This is a genomic window from Alistipes onderdonkii (genome assembly GCF_025145285.1).
GTDB lineage: Bacteria > Bacteroidota > Bacteroidia > Bacteroidales > Rikenellaceae > Alistipes > Alistipes onderdonkii.
This window is the reverse complement of the sequence record NZ_CP102251.1, coordinates 3,190,923-3,212,132: the sequence shown is the minus strand read 5'-3', so window position 1 is coordinate 3,212,132 and position 21,210 is coordinate 3,190,923. Positions and strand designations below refer to the sequence as shown.

Genomic DNA, 21,210 nt, shown 5'->3' with positions numbered 1-21,210 from the left:
AAACCAATTTCAATCAAACCGAATTATGGATGTAAAGAAAACTACCACAAGCACAGGGTTCAAATTGAGTGTCATGACACTCGCGATTATGAACGTGACTGCCGTAGTAAGTCTGCGCGGCCTCCCCGCCGAGGCCGTCTACGGACTTTCATCGGCATTCTACTATCTGTTTGCCGCCATCGTCTTCCTCATCCCGACGGCCATGGTCGCCGCGGAGCTGGCCGCGATGTTCTCCACCAAACAGGGCGGTGTATTCCGCTGGGTCGGTGAGGCGTACGGCGCCCGCACGGGGTTCCTGGCCATCTGGCTGCAATGGATCGAGTCGACGATCTGGTACCCCACCGTACTGACGTTCGGTGCCGTGTCGATCGCCTTCATCGGCATGAACGACGCGCACGACGCGACGCTGGCCTCGAACAAGGTCTTCACGCTCTGCATGGTGCTGGCAATCTACTGGATCGCCACCTTCATCGCGCTCAAGGGCCTGGGATGGGTCGGCAAGATCAGCAAATGGGGCGGTATGATCGGTACGATCATTCCCGCTGGCCTGCTGATCCTGCTGGGCATCATCTACATTTCGACCGGCGGACACAACCACATGGACATGTCGCAGGGTTTCTTCCCCGACCTGTCGAAATTCGACAACCTGGTGCTGGCCAGCAGTATCTTCCTGTTCTATGCGGGTATGGAGATGATGGGTATACACGTCATGGACGTGAAGAACCCGTCGCGGAACTACCCCAAGGCCATCATCATCGGTTCGCTCGTAACGGTCTGCATCTTCGTGCTGGGTACTTTCTCGCTGGGCTTCATCATCCCGGCCAAGGACATCAGCCTCACGCAGTCGCTGCTGGTGGGCTTCGACAACTATTTCCACTACCTGCACATGTCGTGGGCGGGCCCGATCATCGCCATCGCCCTGATGTTCGGCGTGCTGGCCGGCGTGCTGACCTGGGTGGCCGGCCCTTCGAAGGGTATCTTCGCCGTGGGTAAGGCGGGTTACCTGCCCCCGTTCTTCCAGAAGACCAACAAGAACGGCGTACAGAAGAATATCCTGCTCATCCAGGGCTGCGTCGTGACGCTGCTGGCGCTGCTGTTCGTCGTGATGCCCTCGGTGCAGTCGTTCTACCAGATACTTTCGCAGCTGACCGTACTGCTGTACCTGATCATGTACATGCTGATGTTCTCGGCGGCGATCGTGCTGCGCTACAAGATGAAGAACACCGACCGCCCATTCCGCCTGGGCAAGGGCAACGGCCTGATGTGGTTCCTGGGCTGTCTGGGTTTCTGCGGAGCCCTGCTGGCCTTCGTCCTGAGCTTCGTACCGCCCAGCCAGATCTCGACCGGCAGCAACACCGTTTGGTTCTCGGTGCTCATCATCGGTTGCGTGGTAGTCGTGGGCGCCCCGTTCGTGATCTACGCCATGCGCAAACCGTCGTGGAAAGACCCCGAGGCCGCGGCCGACTTCGCCCCGTTCCACTGGGAGCAGCAGCCCGTCGTAGCGGCTCCGGTACATACCAACGATCCCGGACCGATGGCGAAACCTTCGGATACGGAACTTCACAACAAATAAATCGGTAAATATATCAGACAATGATCCAGAAAATCGACAACGCAACGGTTCGCGAGGCCGTACAGCAGGCCTACGAGCGCTGCAAGAACGAAACGGGCGGCAAGAACGCCGACTATATCCCCTACCTGGCCAACGTACCGTCGACCCTCTTCGGCATCGCGGCCTGCCTGCCCGACGGGGAGGTGATCGCCGTGGGCGACACCGATTACAAATTCGGCATCGAATCGGTATCGAAAGTCCCGACGGCCATCCTGGCGATGAACCAGTACAGCGCACAGGAGGTGCTGACGAAGATCGGCGCCGATGCGACGGGGCTGCCTTTCAATTCGATCATGGCGATCCTGCTCGAAAACGACCATCCCTCGACGCCGCTGGTGAATGCCGGGGCGATCAGCGCCTGCTCGATGGTGCAGCCCGTAGGCGACAGCGACGGCAAATGGAAGGCGATCACCGGATTCATCGAAGGGCTCGCAGGCTCGCAGGTCGAGGTGATCGACGAGTTGTACAAGTCGGAGACGGCGACCAACTTCAACAACAAGTCGATCGCATGGCTGCTGAAGAATTACAACCGCATCTACGACGACCCGGACATGGCGCTGGACATCTACACGCGCCAGTGTTCGATCGGCGTGACGGCCAAACAGCTCGCCACGATGGCGGCGACGATCGCCAACGGAGGCAAGAACCCCGTGACCAAACAACAGGTCTTCAAGCCCGAGCTGTCGCCCAAAATCGCCTCAATGATGGCGACCGTGGGTTTCTACGAGCACACGGGCGACTGGCTCTTCACGACGGGGCTCCCGGCCAAGACGGGCGTGGGCGGCGGCATCATGGGCGTCGTCCCGGGCGTGATGGGCGTAGCGGCCTTCGCCCCGCCGCTCGACGAGGCCGGCAACTCGGTCAAGGCACAGAAGGCGCTGGCCTACATCGCCGGGCACCTCAACCTCAATATTTTCGGCACCACGCGCTGCGTGATGGCCGAGAAGGAAGCGGCGCAGGCGTAGACCTGCGACGGCAACTGGGCAAAAGGCCTGCGCATGACGTGCGCAGGCCTTTTCCATTGCGGGATGCACCGGGAGGCAAAAACAGGGAGGGGGGGGGCGAAAAAAAACGGGTACGGCCGGACGAACAATAGTGACGCTGTTCAGGGGAGAAGAATTCATCGCCCGAACCGTACCCGGAGGCGGCATACGGCCTGCGGCCTGCGAAAAAAAAGCAAGGGCGCAGGTGCAAACTCCCGTTAACCGGCCTTCCGAGCCTTGCATGGTAGTTGCCCTTACGCCCGAGCCCGTCCCGGCACAAGGCCGGGACATAGCAAGGGTTTCAGACAATATTTACACCACGCATAAACCTGTCATATCGACAGTCGGAAGTTTGTTAACGGCGTAAAGGTTGTCTTAACCTTATGGTATGTCGTTACGGCGATGCCGTATTATTCTGCAAAGTTAGCATAATTTCTGTAATCGGAATTTTACTTGTACAAATATAAGCAAATTACTCAATACTTAAACATGTTTAAGTATAAAAAATCGACTTATTCCATTTTTTTGTATAATGGAACAAAAAAAACAACGCCGCGACGAAGAATTGCTTCAAAAAATCATTCTGCGGGTGAAGGAACTAAGGCGCTTGCACGACCACCAATCGCAGGAGGAGTTGGCCGAAGCGACCGGGTTGGGAATTGCACAACTCGAATCCGGCAAGAATTTCCCGAATCTGACGACTATAACAATTATTTGCAAGTTTTACAACATTACACTCGACGAATTTTTCGCACCGCTCAATTACCCGCCGAAAGAAAAATAAACCCCTCGGGGGCTTCGGCGGCGGGTATCCGCCGGGGCAAACCCGATAAGCGGCAAACAAATAACCGGCAAACAGATAACCGAAAAACAGATAAACAGCAATCAAGAACCGGCGGCAACAATCGGCAACGGACAACGTACAAAAAAAAAGGTTCCGCAAAAGCGGAACCTTTTTACATACTGAAATACGGCACCTTACTCCGCCTCTTCGGCAACGGCGCGGAACAGCGCGACGTCTTCGAGCGTGGAGTTCATGACGTAGGTATAGGCCTCCGAGATCTTACCCTCGGCAAGTTTGCAGAAGATTTTCGCCGAATCGGCATACTCCTCCGACTCGCCGGCCTGACGGGCCAGCAGGTAGGTGATGATGATATGGCCGGCGGTCTCGACCAGACGGCGTGCGTGGAAATCCTTGAAGCCGCAAAGTTCCTTGTCCCCGGCTTCGACATGGGCGGTCATTTCCGAGAACTTCGCGGTCAGCTCCTTCAGCTTCGCAACGACGGGCTGCATGGGCTGGTTGTATTCGGTGGCAGCGTAACGCTCGATCTGCTCCATGAAGGTGCCCTTGGTCACGGCGTTGATCGCCGCCACGACCTGCAGCTGCGAAGTACCCTCGTAGATATTCATGATACGTGCGTCGCGGTAGAGGCGCTCGCAGGGATAGTCCTTCATGAAGCCCGAGCCGCCGTGGATCTGGATGGCGTCGTAGGCCTGCTGGTTGGCGTACTCCGACGAGAAGAGCTTAACGAGCGGCGTGAAGCCGTCGGCCAGGCGGTTGTAGAACTTCATCTCCTGGCGTTCGTCGCCTTCGAGCGGACGCTCGTGCGCAATATGGCCGTACTGCTTGTAGACCTCGACGAAGCGCGTCGTCTCGTACAACAGCGCACGGACACCCTGCAACTTGGCCTTCATGTTGGAGAGCATCTCCGCAACGGCCGCGAAGCGGATGATCGGCTTGCCGAACTGCTCACGCTCCTGGGCGTATTTCAGCGCCTCGCGGTAGGCGGCTTCGCACAAGCCCACCGACTGCGCACCGATACCCAGGCGGGCGGCGTTCATCAGCGACATCACGTATTTGATAAGGCCCATCTTGCGGTCGCCGACCAGCTGCGCGGGGGCGTTGGTGAAGACCAGCTCGCACGTCGGAGAGCCCTTGATACCCATTTTGTTCTCGATACGGCGTACCTTCACGCCGCCGTCGCGCTTGTCATAGACGAGCATCGACAGTCCGCGGGCGTCGGTGGTACCCTCTTCGGTACGCGCCAGCACGAGCGAAACGTCGCCGTCGCCGTTGGTGATGAAGCGCTTGACGCCGTTCAGCAGCCAGGTCTGCTTCTCCTCGGACCACGTAGCCTTGAGCATCACGGCGCCCAGGTCGGAACCCGCATCCGGCTCGGTAAGATCCATGGCGCAAGTAGCACCCGCGGAAACCCACGGCAGGTATTTGGCCTTGAGCTCCTCCGAGGCGAACTCGTTGAGCGTCTCGGCACAGTCCTGCAAACCCCAGATGTTCTCGAAGCCGGCATCGGCGCGGGCGACCATCTCGTTGGCCATCACGAAGCAGACCAGCGGGAAATTCAGGCCGTCGTACTTGCGGGGCAGCGTAAGGCCGCTCAGGCCCGCGTCGACGATGGCCTTCATGTTCTGAACCGTGCCCGCAGCGTACTCCACGTGGTCGTTCACGACGCGGGGGCCTTCGTGATCCACGCCCTCGGCATTGGGAGCAATGACCTCGCCGCAGACTTCACCGGCGATCTCCAGCACGCGGCGGTAGGAGTCCATGGCGTCTTCGAAATCCTGCGGCGCGAAATCGTAGAGGTCTTTCTCGGCGAAGCCGCGCTCTTTCAGCTCCACGATCTTGCGCATCATCGGATGCTGGAGGTGGAACTGCAAATCCTTATTGTCTGAAAAGAAATTAGCCATTACTTCGAATTTTGTTTGTAGTACTTAATCATCTTGGGGATCACCTCGTTGACGTCGCCCGTGATGGCGTAGTCGGCAATCTTGTTGATCGGGGCTTCGGGGTCGGTGTTGATCGAAATGACCATGGCCGAGCCGTCCATGCCGGCCGTATGCTGGATCTGCCCCGAGATACCGCAGGCGATGTAGAGTTTGGGGCGTACCGTCACACCGGTCTGACCCACCTGGCGCGCATGGTCTGCGAACCCGGCGTCGACGGCTGCGCGGCTCGCGCCCACCTCGGCACCCAGCACGTCGGCCAGCTCGAACACCAGGTCGAAGTTCTCCTTCGAACCCATGCCGTAGCCGCCCGCGACGATGACGCCGGCACCCTTGATGTCGATCTTGCTCTCGGCAATCTCACGGTCGATGATCTTCACCGCGAGGTCTGCGTCCTTCACGAATTTCTGCCACTCGATCTTCTTCACCTCGCCGGCACCCGGCTTGGCGGCATATTCGCGGCGCATGACGCCTTCGCGGACGGTGGCCATCTGCGGACGGTTGTCGGGGTTGACGATCGTGGCGATGATGTTGCCGCCGAAGGCGGGGCGGATCTGGTAGAGCAGGTCTTTGTACTCCCTGCCGCTCTTGGCGTCTTTGTGGTCGCCGATCACCAGCTGCGTACAGTCGGCCGTAAGGCCGCTGTAAAGCGCCGACGACACGCGCGGCGCGAAATCGCGGCCGTTGCACGTCGCGCCGAACAGCACGATCTGGGGTTTCTCCTGCTCGATCAGGCCGCACATGACGGCCGTATGGGGCAGCGTACGGAACGGTGCGAACACCTTGTCGTCGGCGATCCATACGGTATCGGCGCCGTATTTGGCGAGCTCGTGCTCGATGCCGGCGAGGTTCTCGCCCAGCACCACGGCTTCGAGTTTCACGCCCAGCGTCGTGGCCAGTTCGCGGCCCTTGGTCATCAGTTCGAGGCACACCTCGGCGGCCTTGCCGCCCTCGTTCTCGATATATACGAATATGTTGTTCATCTCCTATGCACGTATTAACCGAGCGTGTGGCTCGCGATAAGTTCGACCATCAGTGAATTGATATCCTCGTCGGCAGCAGTGAGCTTCTTGGCCTCCTTGGCCTGGAAAACCACGTTCTCGATCTTCTTGACCTTCGTGGGCGAACCCTGAAGGCCGAGCTGCTGCGGGTCGGGATCGACGTCGGCGGCAGCCCACTCGACGATCTGCAGGTAGGGCTTGGCGGCGGCGCGCCGTGCGGCTTCCGATTCGGGCGCCGCGGCGATTTCAGCCCCCGAGAGGGCGAATTTGTAGGTCATCACGCGCTTGGCGTTGCGCGGACGGCACTCGGGAGCCGAGGCGTTGACCGTAATGACAGCCGGGACGGGGCACTCGACGGTCTCGGTGCCGCAGTTCAGGCGGCGCCGGATAACCAGCGTGCTGTCCTTGATGTCGAGGATCTCTTCGGCATAGGTAACCTGCGGCAGGCCGAGTTTCTCAGCCACCTGGGGGCCGACCTGCGCCGTATCGCCGTCGATGGCCTGGCGGCCGGCGAAAATGATGTCGGGTCGGATCTTTTTCAGGGCGCACGACAAGGCGTACGACGTGGCGAGCGTGTCCGAACCGGCGAATTCGCGGCCCGAAAGCAGGTAACCGCCGTCGGCGCCGCGGAACATCGCGTCGCGGATGATGTCGGCGGCACGCTGGGGCCCCATCGTCAGGATATGAACCGTCGAAGCGTCGGTGCGGTCTTTAAGCGCGAGCGCCATTTCGAGCGCATTGAGATCTTCGGGATTGAAGATGGCCGGCAGCGCCGCGCGGTTGACCGTCCCTTCGGGGGTCATCGCATCCTTACCCACGTTGCGGGTATCGGGCACCTGCTTTGCCAATACAACAATTTTCAGCTGTTTTTTCATAGTAGGTATTTATGGTTAATAGCTATCTTACGATGGTTTCGCCGCGGTCGGGGCCGACGGAGATGATCTTCACCGGAACACCCGTCTCGCGTTCGATGAACTCGACATAGGCCTTGAACTCCGCGGGGAAGTCCTCGTAGCGGGTGAAGGCGCGCAGGTCGCATTTCCACCCCGGGAACTCGCGGTAGACGGGTTTCAGGTCGTCGCCGACCTCATAGGGGAAATACGACGTACGTTTGCCGCCGACCTCGTATTCGGTGGCGACGCGGATGGTCTCGAAATCGTTCATGACGTCGGACTTCATCATGATGAGCTGCGTCACGCCGTTAATCATGATCGAATACCTGAGCGCCACCATGTCGAGCCATCCGCAACGGCGCTCGCGCCCCGTGACGGCTCCGTACTCATGACCGATGTCGCGCAGCCGGGCACCCGTTTCGTCGAACAGCTCCGTGGGGAACGGGCCGCTGCCGACGCGTGTGCAGTAGGCCTTGAAGATACCGTAGACCTCGCCGATGCGGTTCGGGGCGATGCCCAGCCCGATGCAGGCGCCGGCGCAGACGGTATTCGACGAGGTGACGAACGGATAGGAACCGAAATCCACGTCGAGCAGTGTTCCCTGCGCGCCTTCGGCCAGGATGCTCTTGTCCGCGGCGAGGCACTCGTTGACGAAATACTCGCTGTCGATGATGTTGAAACGACGCAGGTACTCGACCGCCGCGAACCACTTCTGTTCCAACTCGGTGATGTCGTACTCGCAGGCCAGGCTGCGCAGGATCTTCTCGTGGCGAGCCTTGGCGCGGGCGTATATCTTTTCGAAATCGGCGCTCAGCACATCGCCCACGCGCATGCCGTTGCGGCTGACCTTGTCGGTATAGGTCGGGCCGATGCCCTTGCCGGTGGTGCCGATCCTGGCGCTGCCCTTGGCCTCCTCGTACGCAGCATCGAGGATGCGGTGCGTGGGCAGGATCAGGTGGGCCTTCTTCGAAATGCAGAGCTGCTTGGTGAGGTCGTGGCCGCTGGCCGCGAGCGCTTCGGCCTCTTCACGGAAAAGGACGGCGTCGATCACCACACCGTTACCGATGATATTGGTCTTACCGCCCTGGAATATGCCCGAAGGGATCGAGCGGAGCACGTATTTCTCGCCGTTGAATTCCAATGTATGACCGGCATTGGGGCCGCCCTGGAAGCGGGCTACGACCTGGTAGCCAGGCGTCAGCACATCCACAACTTTTCCCTTGCCCTCGTCACCCCATTGCAGGCCGAGGATAACGTCAACTTTTTTCATTGTATCCGGTAATATTTATGGCGCAAAAGACATTTTTTGCACCCAAAGGTAAGAATTATTATCCGAAATACCCAACCCGCGGCGGCGACTTTTCAACAATGTATCAGAAATAAGCGTGCCGCAAACCCGCTGCGGAAGGCAAAAGACAACGCCGGGAACGGCAGGAAACGGACACGGCAACCGACGGGAAGCGACGCGGGCGGCCGGCGGGAAGCGACGTGGGCAGCCAACGGGGAACAATGCGGGCAGGCTGCGGGGAACAATGCGGGGAGGCAGCGGGGAACGGACGCGGGCAGCCAGCAGGAAACGGACGCGGGCAGCCAGCGAAAAACGGACGCGGGCAGCCAGCGGAAAACAATGCGGGGGGGGGCAGGAAACGGAGGCTCCGGTCAGCGGACGACCACCTCGGTCGGCCCGTTATATTCGACGCCCTGCGAGCCGAGACGATAGACGGTCGTAAGGAAAGGGTTGTCGCGCGTGTCGGCCTGCAACTGCCCCGAGCAGGGGGTCAGGTCGAGCGTCACCAGCAGGTTGCCGCGGCAATCGAGCTGGCGCAGGGAAGAGTTGGATTTCAGGTCGAGGCGTGCGAGCAGGTTCCCGGCACAATCGAGCACCGCCAGCCCGCGCAGGCCGTCGATGTCGAGCGACGTGATTTCGTTGTCGCCGCAATCGAGCTTTTGCAGGTCGGGGCATTTGCGCAGGTCGAGCCGCGTGAGGTTATTGCCGCTGCAATCGAGCTCGCGCAGGCGGGAAAACTCGCCGATCTCCCACATCGCGGAGATGTTGCGGCCGGAGCAATCCATCACCAGGACGCGCTGCGCCTCGTAGCGCGAAATGCGTCCGTCGTGATCCAAATCGAACATTCCGAGACAGAATTGCTCGAAGGCGGGGTCTGTGAATGTAATATAAATACGCTTGTTCTTATCATCCTGCTCGTTCTCAGCAAGGCCGCAGGCCGTGAACAGCAACAGAGCGAGGGCAGGGATAAAGCGCAGCATGGCCGGATCAGATATTCACGTCGTCGTCGGAGTCGCCGCCGCCGTCATCGGAATTGGCGTCGTCCTGGATTTCGTCGGCGCCCTTGATTTCGTCGTCGTAGTAATCCTTGTCGTCCTCCTCCTGCGCATTGTCGTCGATCTTCACGTCGATCTTCACCATATAGGCGATCTCGTCGGTATCGAACGGCACGGCATAGAAAAAATCGCCGTTGGGTTTGTCCACGCGCATCATCGCTTCGGTGAACCCCAGCGGGTATTTTTCCTTTACGGCATCCTGCAGTTCGGGAGTCAGGTTGTGAAAGCTCGTTACGATATGTTTCTTCGTCGTATTCTGTTTAGCCATAGTAATGCTTGGAAATTTTCTGCAATTATAAGCAAAATTTACATATCGCACCACATCCGTAATTTTTTTTTGCATTTTTTTTGAATTTGCAGGATGTTATAAACAAAATACGTACCTTTACGCAGGTTATACTTATATTATGATACGCGAGAAAATCGAAGAGCTGCGGCGGCAGCTCGAGTACCATAACTTCAGATATTACGTCGAAAACGCCCCTGAGATCTCCGACTTCGAATTCGACACGATGATGCGCGAATTGCAGGATCTGGAACGGGCGCACCCCGAACTGTCCGACCCCAATTCGCCCTCGGTGCGTGTCGGAAGCGACATCACGTCGGAGTTCCGGAGCGTAAAGCACCGGTTCCCGATGCTTTCGCTCGGCAACACCTATTCGCTCGACGAACTGCATGAATTCATCGCCCGTATCGAAAAGGAGGCCGGGCCGACGGAGTTCGTCTGCGAACTGAAATTCGACGGCACGGCCATATCGCTCACCTACGAGGACGGGCGGCTGCTGCGTGCCGTGACGCGCGGCGACGGCACGCAGGGCGACGACGTGACGGCCAACGTACGTACGGTGCGCACGGTTCCCCTGCGCCTGAGGGGCGACGACTGGCCGCCCTACTTCGAAATACGGGGCGAGATCCTGATGCCCTACGCCTCGTTCGACAAAATCAACGCCGAGCGCGAGGCGGCCGGGGAGACGCTCTTCGCAAACCCGCGCAACGCCGCGGCGGGGACGCTCAAGCAGCAGGCGTCGTCGGTGGTCGCACGCCGCGGCCTGGACTGCACGCTCTACCAGTTGGCGGGCGACGACCTGCCCTTCACGAACCACTGGGAAAGCCTGCAGAAAGCCCGCGAGTGGGGATTCAAAGTCTCGGACGCGGCGCGCATATGCCGCACTGCGGAGCAGATCGACGCCTACATCGCGCATTGGGACGAGGGGCGCCATGCCCTGCCCTTCCCGACCGACGGCGTGGTGATCAAGGTCAACGACTTCGCCGTAAGGCGGCAGCTGGGATTCACGGCCAAGGCCCCGAAATGGGCCGTGGCCTACAAGTTCAAGGCCGAGCAGGCGCTCACGCGGCTGGACAGCGTGTCGTTCCAGGTGGGACGCACGGGAGCCATAACGCCTGTGGCGAACCTCGAACCGGTGCTGCTGGCCGGGACGACCGTGCGGCGTGCGACGCTGCACAACGCCGAGCAGATGGCCCTGCTGGACATCCGCCCGGGCGACATGGTATACGTCGAGAAGGGCGGCGAGATCATCCCCAAGATCACGGGGGTAGACCTCTCGCAGCGGCCTGCGGACAGCAAACCGTTCGAATACATCACCGTATGCCCCGAATGCGGCACGCCGCTGGTGCGCTACGAGGGCGAGGCGAAGCACTACTGCCCCAACCAGGGGGGATGCCCGCCGCAGATCGTCGGACGCATCATCCATTTCATCCGCCGCAAGGCGATGGACATCGAGGGGCTGGGCGAGGAGACCGTGGAACTGCTCTATGAAAACGGGCTGGTGCACGACGTGGCCGACCTGTACGACCTGAAGGCCGGACAGCTGGCGGAATTGCCGCGGCTGGGCGAAAAGTCGGCCGACAACATCATACGCAGCATCCGCGGATCGGTCGAGGTGCCGTTCCGCCGCGTGCTGTTCGGACTCGGCATCCGCTTCGTGGGCGAAACGACGGCCAAATACCTGGCTGAGCATTTCCGCTCGCTCGACGCCGTGATGCGGGCCACGCGCGAGGAGCTGACCCAGGCCGACGAGGTGGGCGGACGCATCGCCGACGCGATCATCGAATATTTCGCCGACGAGCAGAACCACGCCATCATCCGCCGCCTGCGTGCCGCGGGGCTGAAGTTCGAGGAGGAGGCGCGGGAGCTGGCGTCGGAGTCGCTCGCAGGCCGCAGTTTCGTGGTGTCAGGCAAGTTCTCGCGCAGCCGCGACGAAATGAAGGAGCTGATCGAAATGCACGGGGGCAGGAACCTCGCGGCCGTATCGGCCAACGTCGATTACATCGTGGCGGGCGACAACATGGGCCCGGCGAAGCTCAGGAAAGCCGAGAAGCTGGGCGTGAAGATCATCTCCGAAGAGGAGTTCATCGCCATGGTCGGCGGGCAGCAAGCCCCGGCGGCAAACGGGACGGAAGCCGACGGCGCAACAACGGCAAATAACGGCGGCAGGAACAATGGCGCCCCGGCCGCGGCGGAAAAGGCCGGATCGGAAGGCGACGGTGCAATGTCCCATAGCGCCGGACGTAAAACCCCGGAGCCGGCAGCGACAGCCGATGATGCGGGTGCGCCGGGAAAAGGCACGGTGGACAAGCCTGAAAAAGACACCGCGGGAAAGCCGGGGGAAAACACGGCGGACAAGCCTGGAAAGGACGCCGCGGGAAAGCCGGGGGAAGACACGGCCGACAAGCCTGGAAAGGACACCGCGGGAAAGCCGGGGAAAGGCGTGGCGGACAAGCCTGAAAAAGACGCCGCGGGAAAGCCGGGGAAAGACACGGCGAACAAGCCTGGAAAGGACACCGCGGGAAAGCCGGGGAAAAGCAAGCCGGAGACAGCGGGCCGGGGAAAACAGGTGAAACCCTCCGGGAAGAAGGGGGCGGAAGCGGCCGCGACGGAAGGCGGGGACGGCGAACCCGTCCAACAAGGCGAGTTGTTCTGAGCCCCGCGGAAAAGGAATACGCATAAAAAACTACATAATGCCAAACAGAATCATATGATACGACACAAGCTCTGCGGCGTGGGGGCCGCCATGATAACCCCCTTTACACCCGAAGGAAAAGTTGACTATCAGGCGCTGGCACGCATGATCGACTATGTGATCGAAGGCGGCGTGGACTACATCGTGGCGCTGGGCACCACGGCCGAGACGCCGACGCTCTACATGCCCGAGCGCGCCGTGATAGCCATGTTCATCACCAACCACATCGCGGGGCGCGTACCGCTGGTGATGGGCTGCGGCGGCAACTCGACGTCGGAGGTACTGGATCAGCTGCGCGAATTCGACCTGCGGGGCGCCGACGCCATCCTGAGCGTTACGCCCTACTACAACAAGCCCTCGCAAGAGGGGCTCTACCAGCATTTCCGCACCGTATCGGAGCACTCGCCGCTGCCGGTGATCCTCTACAACATCCCGGGACGCTCGGGCGTCAACATGACGGCCGAGACGACGCTGCGGCTGGCTCGCGGGATGAAGAACGTGATCGGCATCAAGGAGGCATCGGGCGACATCGAACAGATGCAGCACATCCTCGACCGGCGCCCCGAAGGGTTCATCGTGCTGTCGGGCGACGACGGCATGACGCTCGAGCTGATGCGCCGCGGCGGCGACGGCGTGATCTCGGTGGCCGCGAACGCTTTTCCCAAGCGGTTCATGGAGTGTGTGAACTACGCCAAGGCCGGGGAGTTCGACCGTGCGGAAAAGGCATACGAATGCCTCGCCGAAGCGGTGCACGCCCTGTTCGAAGAGGGCAACCCCGTTGGGGTGAAGTGCGCACTGGCCGAAATGGGCATAATCGGCCCGACGATGCGGCTGCCGCTCGTCGAAGGTTCGGGGGCGCTGCGCGAAAAGTTCCGCAAACTGATCGCGGAATACGATTTGCGCTGATTTGAGCGTTAGTGCCTAAAATACGGACAAAACACGGATATGAAAAATTTACTGCTGACATTGCTCCTGCTCCCGGCGCTGGCCGCGGCGAAAGTCCCCGTCGAGGAGGACATCGTCGCCAAGACGTCCGACCCCGATTCGCCGTTCTACTACACTTCGCTGATGATGCGCTACAACGCGGGCGACGAGACGCTCACCGACGAGGATTACCACTACCTCTACTACGGCTACGCCCACCAGGAGAGCTACAAACCGATGGAGGCGAACCCCGACCTGGACAAGCTGCTGATGTTGGCATCGGGGCTCGATCCCGACAACCCGCTGGCCGAAACGCTCGACGCGATGCTCTACGTGGGCGAAGATGCGCTCGCCCGCGACCCGTTCAGCCCCAAAATCCTGAACCTGATGGCCTATGCCCACGGGGCGCTGGGCAACAAGCTGCAGGAGAAGATGTATTACAACAAGGTGAAGGGGGTGCTCCGCGCGATCGAGGATTCGGGGGATGCCCTCACGCAGAAGACCCCGCGCCATATCCTGATGTTCGACCATGCGCTCGACGTGATGGCATCGGAGGGTTACACCTACGGCAAGAGCCGCATCATCAGCCGTACGGTGGAATTCATCCCCTTCACGGCGCCCCGGATGGTCGGCGACAAGAAACGCAAAGGGCTCTATTACGACTTCGGCCGCGTATACTGGAACAAGCCCGAAGGATATACCTATAAACGTGACCGCACATGGCAATTCAACAACCTAAAACCCCGTACCTACAAATAATCCGGCGCACGCTGAGCCTGCTGCTGGCAGTGGCGCTGCTCGCCGGGTGCGAAAAAACAGAGGAACGCGCAGGGCTGACCACGACGCAGAACGAAGTGGTACTGCGCAGCACGGCGGGTTCGGAGGCGGCATTCACGGTGTCGTCGACCGAAGCGTGGTCGCTCACCACCACGGGAAGCGGCTTCGACGTCTCCCCCACCCAAGGCGGCCGCGGGGAGACGACGGTAACGGTGAGGGCGCAGGACGACAATACAGGCCACAGCCGCATCAAGTTAGGGACAGTGATGCTGAACCTGACCGCAGGAGGTGCGCAGTGTAGCGTCACCGTATCGCAAAGCCCGGCGACTGCGACGCAGACCATGCTGCTCTACATGCCGGGGCGGGATTTGCTGAATTTCTACAAACAAAATATCGACGGTGTATTGAAAGCTGTCGACGCAAATGTTCCGGGCGACGGCCGCATATTAGTCTGCTACCAGCCCAATACGCACTCACAGGCCGAAATGTACGAAGCGTATTTCAACGCCGAAAAGCAGGCGGCCGCATTCACGCTGCTGAAAAGTTACGACGATTTCGCGGCGGCCGATCCCGCATGCGTACAGCGCATGCTGAGCGACGTGGCGGCGCTCGCCCCTGCGCAGCATTACGGGATCATCGTCGGTTGTCACGGCAAGGCGTGGGTGCCCGCGGATCATGGGGCACTCAGCTACTCGGCCCGGATGACGAATGAGCTGGAGGATTTATGGATTCCGATGCCAGGGGCACTGCTAACCCGTTCGTTCGGCGACACGGGGCGGTCGATCGACATTACGAATTTCGCGGCGGCGGTCAAGGCCCAAAATTACAGACCCGACTACCTGCTTTTCGATGCCTGCTTTATGGCCAATATAGAGACGCTGTACGACCTGCGCGAATGCACGGACTACGTAATTGCCGCGCCCTGCGAAATCATGGCACAAGGATTCCCCTATGAGCGGGCGATGCCGTGGTTCTTCACCGACGGTGGCAAAGAATACAACCTGACAAAGGTATGCGAAGCATTCTGGAACTTCTACATGAACGATGCAACGACCAAATCGGGCTGCATTTCGCTGGCCGTGATGGCGGAAATGGAAGGTATGAAGGAGATCATGCGGCATATCAACGCCGCGCCCCAAAAGACCTATGCGGAAGAGCTGCAAAGCTACGAGGGAATGTCTTCGCACATATTCTACGATCTGGGACACTGGGTCGAACTGGCCTGCAGCGACGCTGGGCTGAAAGAGGAGTTCAAAGTGCAGTTGGACAAGGCGTTCCCAAAAGCTGCACGGCTCAATACGCCGGAATTCTACTCGGCATATAACGGCCGGATGAACCCCGTCGCCTACTATTCGGGAGTGTCGTTCAGCGAACCATCGGACAAATACACCGAAGAGAACAAGCAGACGAGCTGGTACCGAGATACGCATTAATTGAAAAAGGGTGATTCGTAAGGAATCACCCTTTTTCATTATTCGTACTGGCCGGACTTGAGCCGTTCGACCTCCTCGCGGGAGAGGAAACGCCAAGCTCCGCGCTTGAGGTTCTTCTTGGTCAGGCCGGCATAGTAGACACGGTCGAGCTTGGTGACCGTGTAACCCAGGAATTCGAAAATACGGCGCACGATACGGTTGCGGCCGGAGTGTATCTCGATGCCGATCTCCTGTTTGTTCTCCTTGACATAGGAAATTTCGTCGGCGAAGATTTCGCCGTCTTCGAGCGTGATGCCCTCGGCGATGCGATCCATATCGGCACGCGCCAGGGGCTTGTCGAGCGTCACCTGGTAGATTTTCTTTTTCAGGTACGAGGGGTGCGTGAGCTGCTTCGTAAGGTCGCCGTCGTTGGTGAAAAGCAGCAACCCGAGGCTGTTCTTGTCCAGACGGCCTACGGGGTAGATGCGCTCCGTGCAGGCACCTTCGACCAGATCCATGACGGTCTTGCCGGCATGGGGGTCGTCGAGCGACGTGACATAACCCTTGGGCTTGTTGAGCACGAGGTAGACCTTCTTCTCGCCCTGCACGCGGCTGTCGTTGAATTTCACCTCGTCGGTGGGAAGCACCTTGGTGCCCAGCTGGGTGACGATCTGGCCGTTGACCGTGACCAGGCCCGCGGTGATGAAATCGTCGGCCTCGCGGCGCGAGCAGAGGCCCGACTGCGCGAGAAAACGGTTCAGGCGCATTTCGCCGACCTGCTTTTCGGGCGTGAATTTCGGGTAGGAAGCCGGTTTGTCGTCGTGCTTCCTCGGCCCCGGCTTATAGGGTTTGTCGCCGAATTTACGGTCGCCGTATTTCTTATCCCCGAACTTGCGTTCACCGTAGGCGGGCTTGTCGCCATACTGGCGGCGCGGTTTGTCACCGTCGCGGTGCTCGTAGCGGGGCTTGTCGCCGAATTTGCGCTCGCCATAGGCAGGCTTGTCGCCGAACTTGCGTTCGCCGTAGGCGGGCTTGTCGCCGTACTGGCGGCGCGGTTTGTCGCCGTCGCGGTTTTCGTAGCGGGGTTTATCGCCGAAACTACGTTCGCCGTAAGCAGGCTTGTCGCCGTACTGGCGGCGCGGTTTGTCGCCGTCGCGGTGCTCATAGCGGGGTTTGTCACCGTACTTGTGCTCGCCATAGGCGGGCTTGTCACCGTACTGGCGGCGCGGTTTGTCGCCGTCGCGGTGCTCGTAACGGGGTTTATCGCCGGACTTACGCTCGCCGTAAGCCGGTTTGTCGCCGAACTGGCGGCGCGGTTTGTCAAATGCAGGGCGGTTGTCTGCCGTGAAATGGGGATTGTAGGAGGCCCGCTCACGGGGCCCCTCGCTGGACGGTTGCTCCGAATCGGCAGCATCACGCTGTAAACGCGGGCGACGCTCGACACGCTCCGCCGTAGCAGTCACGGTACGCTGGCGCTTGTCGCGTCCGAAACGCGAAAGTACCGTGGTCGAGTCGTTTTTGTTGTCTTTCATACGTATTTGAATGAGTTTGTGGGGCAAAGGTAATCCATTTTTCCGGATTACGGCATATTGCAGACCCGATTTGGCGATAAAAGACAGGGGCCGTTACAAATTCGCCGCTTTTGCCTTATCTTTGCACCCGTAAACGACGTCCGGCAGGGGGTGCCGGACATCCCCGCCCCGCACCTATGAACATGAACCGCGAAATACTGCGCATCGCGCTCCCGAATATCGTTTCGAACATCACCGTGCCGCTGATGGGAATCGTGTCGACGGCCATCGCCGGGCACTGGGGCGCGGATTCGGCGGCGACGATCGGCGCACTGGCCATCGGGGTGTCGATCTTCAACTTCATCTACTGGAACTGCTCGTTCGTGCGCATGGGAACCAGCGGACTCACGGCACAGGCGTTCGGCGCAGGGAATTTCCACGAATGCACCAACATGCTCGTAAGGGCGATGGTCGTGGCGGCAGGCATGGGATTGCTGATGCTCGCCCTGCAATACCCGCTGGGCGAGCTGGCCCTGTGGGGACTGAACGGCAACGAAATGACGCGCGAATATTTCTACGCCCGCATCTGGGCCGTACCGGCTGGCATCCTCCTGTTCGGGTTCAACGGCTGGTTCACGGGTATGCAGAATGCCATGATACCGATGTTCACGGCTATTTCGGTCAACGCGGTGCATGTCTTGTGCAGCCTTTGGTTCGCCTTCGGCATGGACATGGGGATCGTCGGCATCGCCTACGCCTCGGTGATCGCACAGTGGACGGGCGTGGGGCTTTCGCTGCTGCTGCTCATGCTGCGCTACCGCAAGGTGCTGACGGGAATCGACTGGGCCGAGGTATTCGACATGAAACCGCTCAAAACCTTCTTCATCGTCAACCGCGACATCATGCTGCGTACGCTCTGCATCGTGGCGGTCTACACCTTCTTCACGGGGGCTTCGGCCCGCATGGAAGACCCGGTGCTGCTGGCCGTGAACACCCTGCTGTTGCAGCTCTTCACGCTCTTCTCGTACATGAACGACGGCTTCGCATATGCCGCCGAAGCGCTGACCGGACGGTTCATCGGCGCCCGGGACGTAAGGGCGCTGCGCGACTGCCTGCGGCGCTGCATCGCATGGGGCACGGCCGTGTCGGTACTGTTCGTGGGAATCTACATCGTCTGGTGGCGCGACCTGGTGGGGCTGTTCATCGACGATTCGGCCGCAAACGCCGCGACGATCGTGGAGGTCGCCGGACGGTATATCGTATGGATCATCCTGATCCCCGTAGCCAGCGCCATGCCTTTCATCATGGACGGCATCATGGTGGGCGCCACGCAGACGCGCGTCATGCGCAACTCGATGTTCTGGGCTACGGCAGCCTATTTCGGCATCTTCTATATCGGGCATACGCTCATAGGCAACAACGCCCTGTGGCTCGCCTTCACGCTGTACATGTTCCTGCGCGGCGTGCTGCAATACTTCATGACGCACAGCCTGCGGACGATCTACCGCAAAGCCGGCGCATAAGGAAGAGGCGGTGAATCCCCGGGCAGGGAGAGGCCGGAACGGCCCGGGAGAGACAACGTCCGGAACCTGGAAGGTTTCCTGCGATAACAGGCCGCATATCCGGGGAAAATCACTAAATTAGCGGAACGGAACCCCAAAAAGCCCGCCATGATCTTATCCGAAAACGCACTCTATATCAAATACATCCGGCTGAAAGAGGCCGGAGATTTGCCGCACGAATACCCCTATACGGTGCCCGCGCTGGCGGGGTTCAGTGGGTTGCGGTTCCGCCGCCCGGTGACGTTCATCGTGGGCGAGAACGGCATGGGCAAATCGACGCTGCTGGAAGCCATCGCCGTAAAAGCGGGATTCAATGCCGAGGGCGGGTCGAAGAACTTTCGGTTCGCAACGCGCGAGACTCATTCCCCGCTATACGGGAACCTCGTGCTCGGACGCGGGTTGCAGCCGCGCGACGGCTATTTCCTGCGTGCCGAGAGTTTCTACAACGTCGCCACCGAGATCGACCAGATAGCCGACGGCATACACCGCTATTACGGCGACAAGTCGCTCCACAGGCAATCGCACGGCGAAAGTTTCCTGAGCCTGCTCGAACACAGGCTCCGCGGGAACGGGCTCTATATCTTCGACGAGCCCGAGGCCGCCCTCTCGCCGTCGCGGCAGATGTATATGCTGTGCCGGATAAAACAACTCGTGGAAAGCGGATCGCAGTTCATCGTCAGCACCCACTCGCCTATCGTCATGGCCTACCCCGGCGCCGACATCTACGAGATCGCGGACAACGGACTGCAACTCACCGAACTGGAGCAGACGCCGCATTACCTGCTGATGAAACGCTTTTGCCTCGACCACGAAGGGATGCTCCGGCAGTTGGGCTTCGACATCCGGAAACCTTGAAGCGCGGGTCGCGCCACAGGCAGAATGCCCGGAGATCGGCACAACAGCACAGGCATTTCGCACGGATGCCGCACAGGATTTGCACGGACGTCTTGCACGGATATTACCCTACAAACACGACGGCACGGACATCACGACAGGCGCATCGGCGCATGAAAAATCCCGGCTCCGCGTTTCGGAGCCGGGATTCCTGTAAGCGCAGGGCGGCAGCGCCGCTCCCGCAGGGGATTATTCTTCGCCTTTGGCTTCTTTGAGCAGGGTGTTGTACTTGTTGTACTTGTCCATCATGCCCTCCTCATCGCGCAGGCGGAAGCAGATCGACTTGAGGAAGTCGAGCGTATTGACGTCGTCCTTTTTCAGCTCGTATGCCTTTTCGAACCAGGGCACGGCATCCATATAGACGGCATTCACCTCCTTCAGGTCGGTATCGTAGGCAGTCTGGCTGCTATACTGCTTCTCGTTCATCACCTTGTTCATCTCGTCGGCCTTGATCGTGTAGAACACGCCCAGGTAATAGTTGCCCTCGAACAGGTCGGGCTTCAGCTCCACGACCTTCTTGAACGATGCGATGCTCTCGTCGTAGTTTTTCAGCGCATAGAAGATACGGCCGCGGCCGAACCAGAGGTCTACGTTCTCGGGGTTGTCGGCAATGGCCGAGTCGATCAGCGTTACCAGGTCGGCAGGGTCGCCCACGCCCTCTTCGGAGGTGTAGAGCTGCATCAGGCCGTCGAGGATACGCTCGTTCTTCGGGAATTTGCCGATACCCGTGATCAGGGCGTCCTTGGCCAGCATGACATTGTCCTGGCTGACGTTCTTCAGGCCGTAGTAGCAGTGGAAGAGGTAGTAGTAGATGTTACCCTCCTCGTCGGTATACCCCAGGTCGATCGCTTTCTTGAGGTACTCGGCACCCTGTCCGAACGACGAGGGGTGCGCCGAACCGTCCACCGTGCGCAGGTAACCGGCATAGTAAAGCAGCGCGGGGTCTGCGGCTGCGCCGTAAGCGGGGCTCGACTGCGCCTGGAAAGCCGTGGCATAGGCGTCGGCGGCTGCAACGTACTCGCCCGTGTCGATGCCCGTATTACCGACCTGCGAACAGAAATCGCTGATCTGCTGCAACCCGTCCTTCGCCTTCGCAGCGCTCTTGGGGTCGATCTCGTAAGCCTTGTTGTAAGCCTCGATGGCCATGGCAGGGGCCTCTTTCAGCACCCAGTCGGTCTGCGTCCAGGTAACTACCTTGCCGTCCTTGATATAGGCGATGAAATAGGGGTATTCCCACGCTTCGTAGGGAACGTTGAGAAGCGTCACCTGCTTGGTGGCCGAAGGTTCGCCCACGGCCAGCTTCAGCATCGCGGCGTCCATGTTGACGAAGAGGCTCTTGGTCGGTTCCACGGCAGCCTCGTACAATGCTTTGCCACGGTTGATCCACGTGGAGGCCTTCGCGTTCTTCTTCGCGTCGGCGATGTCGGCGTCGCTCTTCTCGATCTTGGAGAGGAGCCCGCTCTTGTTGACTTTCTGCGCCTGAACAGCGGGGATTGCCATGAGCAGGGCAGCGAAAGCCGTCAAAAATGTTTTCTTCATAACAAATTTAATTTAAAGTTTTTCAAATTCATTTCA

Annotated in this window: 16 protein-coding genes and 1 pseudogene; 9 read left to right on the top strand and 8 right to left on the bottom strand. The window is 59.8% G+C overall.

The window, feature by feature from the left end; all coding sequences use genetic code 11:
• Positions 1 to 25 precede the first annotated feature (25 nt).
• The 3 genes from gadC (at position 26) to NQ559_RS13045 (ending at position 3,379) form a co-directional block, all read left to right on the top strand.
• The gene (gadC, locus tag NQ559_RS13055) at positions 26 to 1,573 is read left to right on the top strand and encodes a glutamine/gamma-aminobutyrate antiporter GadC (protein WP_026318628.1); all 1,548 of its coding nucleotides are present in this window, start codon (positions 26 to 28) and stop codon (positions 1,571 to 1,573) included.
• A 20-nt stretch (positions 1,574 to 1,593) separates the two neighbouring features.
• The gene (gene glsA, locus NQ559_RS13050) at positions 1,594 to 2,577 is read left to right on the top strand and encodes a glutaminase A (protein ID WP_018697271.1); all 984 of its coding nucleotides are present in this window, start codon (positions 1,594 to 1,596) and stop codon (positions 2,575 to 2,577) included.
• Positions 2,578 to 3,127: 550 nt separating this feature from the next.
• Entirely contained in the window at positions 3,128 to 3,379 is a 252-nt protein-coding gene (locus NQ559_RS13045; RefSeq protein ID WP_018697272.1) for a helix-turn-helix domain-containing protein, read from the top strand.
• Positions 3,380 to 3,573: 194 nt separating this feature from the next.
• Here NQ559_RS13045 and NQ559_RS13040 read toward each other — a convergent pair whose 3' ends face one another.
• The 6 genes from NQ559_RS13040 to NQ559_RS13015 form a co-directional block, all read right to left on the bottom strand.
• Positions 3,574 to 5,301, bottom strand: coding sequence for an acyl-CoA dehydrogenase family protein (locus NQ559_RS13040; RefSeq protein ID WP_018697273.1), 1,728 nt, complete (start codon positions 5,299 to 5,301; stop codon positions 3,574 to 3,576).
• Positions 5,301 to 6,320 carry an electron transfer flavoprotein subunit alpha/FixB family protein gene (locus tag NQ559_RS13035; RefSeq protein WP_018697274.1) on the bottom strand — a complete coding sequence of 340 codons (1,020 nt, stop codon included), beginning with the start codon at positions 6,318 to 6,320 and terminating at the stop codon, positions 5,301 to 5,303. The genes NQ559_RS13040 and NQ559_RS13035 overlap by 1 nt, the downstream gene beginning before the upstream one ends.
• Positions 6,321 to 6,334: 14 nt before the next feature.
• Positions 6,335 to 7,213, bottom strand: coding sequence for an electron transfer flavoprotein subunit beta/FixA family protein (locus tag NQ559_RS13030; RefSeq protein WP_018697275.1), 879 nt, complete (start codon positions 7,211 to 7,213; stop codon positions 6,335 to 6,337).
• A 22-nt stretch (positions 7,214 to 7,235) separates the two neighbouring features.
• Positions 7,236 to 8,501 (bottom strand): adenylosuccinate synthase, encoded by a 1,266-nt coding sequence (locus NQ559_RS13025; RefSeq protein WP_018697276.1) that lies wholly within the window; start codon positions 8,499 to 8,501, stop codon positions 7,236 to 7,238.
• 389 nt (positions 8,502 to 8,890) lie between these two features.
• The gene (locus NQ559_RS13020; RefSeq protein WP_018697277.1) at positions 8,891 to 9,499 is read right to left on the bottom strand and encodes a leucine-rich repeat domain-containing protein; all 609 of its coding nucleotides are present in this window, start codon (positions 9,497 to 9,499) and stop codon (positions 8,891 to 8,893) included.
• A 7-nt stretch (positions 9,500 to 9,506) separates the two neighbouring features.
• A complete protein-coding gene (locus NQ559_RS13015; RefSeq protein WP_018697278.1) occupies positions 9,507 to 9,842 on the bottom strand; it encodes a hypothetical protein in 336 nt (111 codons plus the stop codon).
• 139 nt (positions 9,843 to 9,981) lie between these two features.
• Between NQ559_RS13015 and ligA the strand changes: the two are divergent.
• The 4 genes and pseudogenes from ligA to NQ559_RS12995 form a co-directional block, all read left to right on the top strand.
• Positions 9,982 to 11,964 (top strand): annotated as a pseudogene (ligA, locus tag NQ559_RS13010) (NAD-dependent DNA ligase LigA); the annotation flags it as partial.
• 606 nt (positions 11,965 to 12,570) lie between these two features.
• Positions 12,571 to 13,461 carry a 4-hydroxy-tetrahydrodipicolinate synthase gene (dapA, locus tag NQ559_RS13005; RefSeq protein ID WP_018697280.1) on the top strand — a complete coding sequence of 297 codons (891 nt, stop codon included), beginning with the start codon at positions 12,571 to 12,573 and terminating at the stop codon, positions 13,459 to 13,461.
• 39 nt (positions 13,462 to 13,500) lie between these two features.
• Complete coding sequence (locus NQ559_RS13000; protein ID WP_018697281.1) at positions 13,501 to 14,238, top strand: DUF4919 domain-containing protein; 738 nt, start codon at positions 13,501 to 13,503, stop codon at positions 14,236 to 14,238.
• A complete protein-coding gene (locus NQ559_RS12995; protein WP_026318629.1) occupies positions 14,199 to 15,689 on the top strand; it encodes a clostripain-related cysteine peptidase in 1,491 nt (496 codons plus the stop codon). Before NQ559_RS13000 ends, NQ559_RS12995 begins: the two co-directional genes overlap by 40 nt.
• 38 nt (positions 15,690 to 15,727) lie before the next feature.
• Here NQ559_RS12995 and NQ559_RS12990 read toward each other — a convergent pair whose 3' ends face one another.
• Positions 15,728 to 17,200 (bottom strand): pseudouridine synthase, encoded by a 1,473-nt coding sequence (locus NQ559_RS12990; protein ID WP_026318630.1) that lies wholly within the window; start codon positions 17,198 to 17,200, stop codon positions 15,728 to 15,730.
• 176 nt (positions 17,201 to 17,376) lie between these two features.
• Between NQ559_RS12990 and NQ559_RS12985 the strand changes: the two genes are divergently transcribed.
• Positions 17,377 to 18,702, top strand: coding sequence for an MATE family efflux transporter (locus tag NQ559_RS12985; protein ID WP_018697284.1), 1,326 nt, complete (start codon positions 17,377 to 17,379; stop codon positions 18,700 to 18,702).
• A 147-nt stretch (positions 18,703 to 18,849) separates the two neighbouring features.
• The gene (locus tag NQ559_RS12980; protein ID WP_018697285.1) at positions 18,850 to 19,596 is read left to right on the top strand and encodes an AAA family ATPase; all 747 of its coding nucleotides are present in this window, start codon (positions 18,850 to 18,852) and stop codon (positions 19,594 to 19,596) included.
• 228 nt (positions 19,597 to 19,824) lie between these two features.
• Here the strand turns inward: NQ559_RS12980 and NQ559_RS12975 are convergent, their stop codons facing one another.
• Positions 19,825 to 21,174 (bottom strand): tetratricopeptide repeat protein, encoded by a 1,350-nt coding sequence (locus tag NQ559_RS12975; RefSeq protein ID WP_018697286.1) that lies wholly within the window; start codon positions 21,172 to 21,174, stop codon positions 19,825 to 19,827.
• Positions 21,175 to 21,210: the final 36 nt, after the last annotated feature.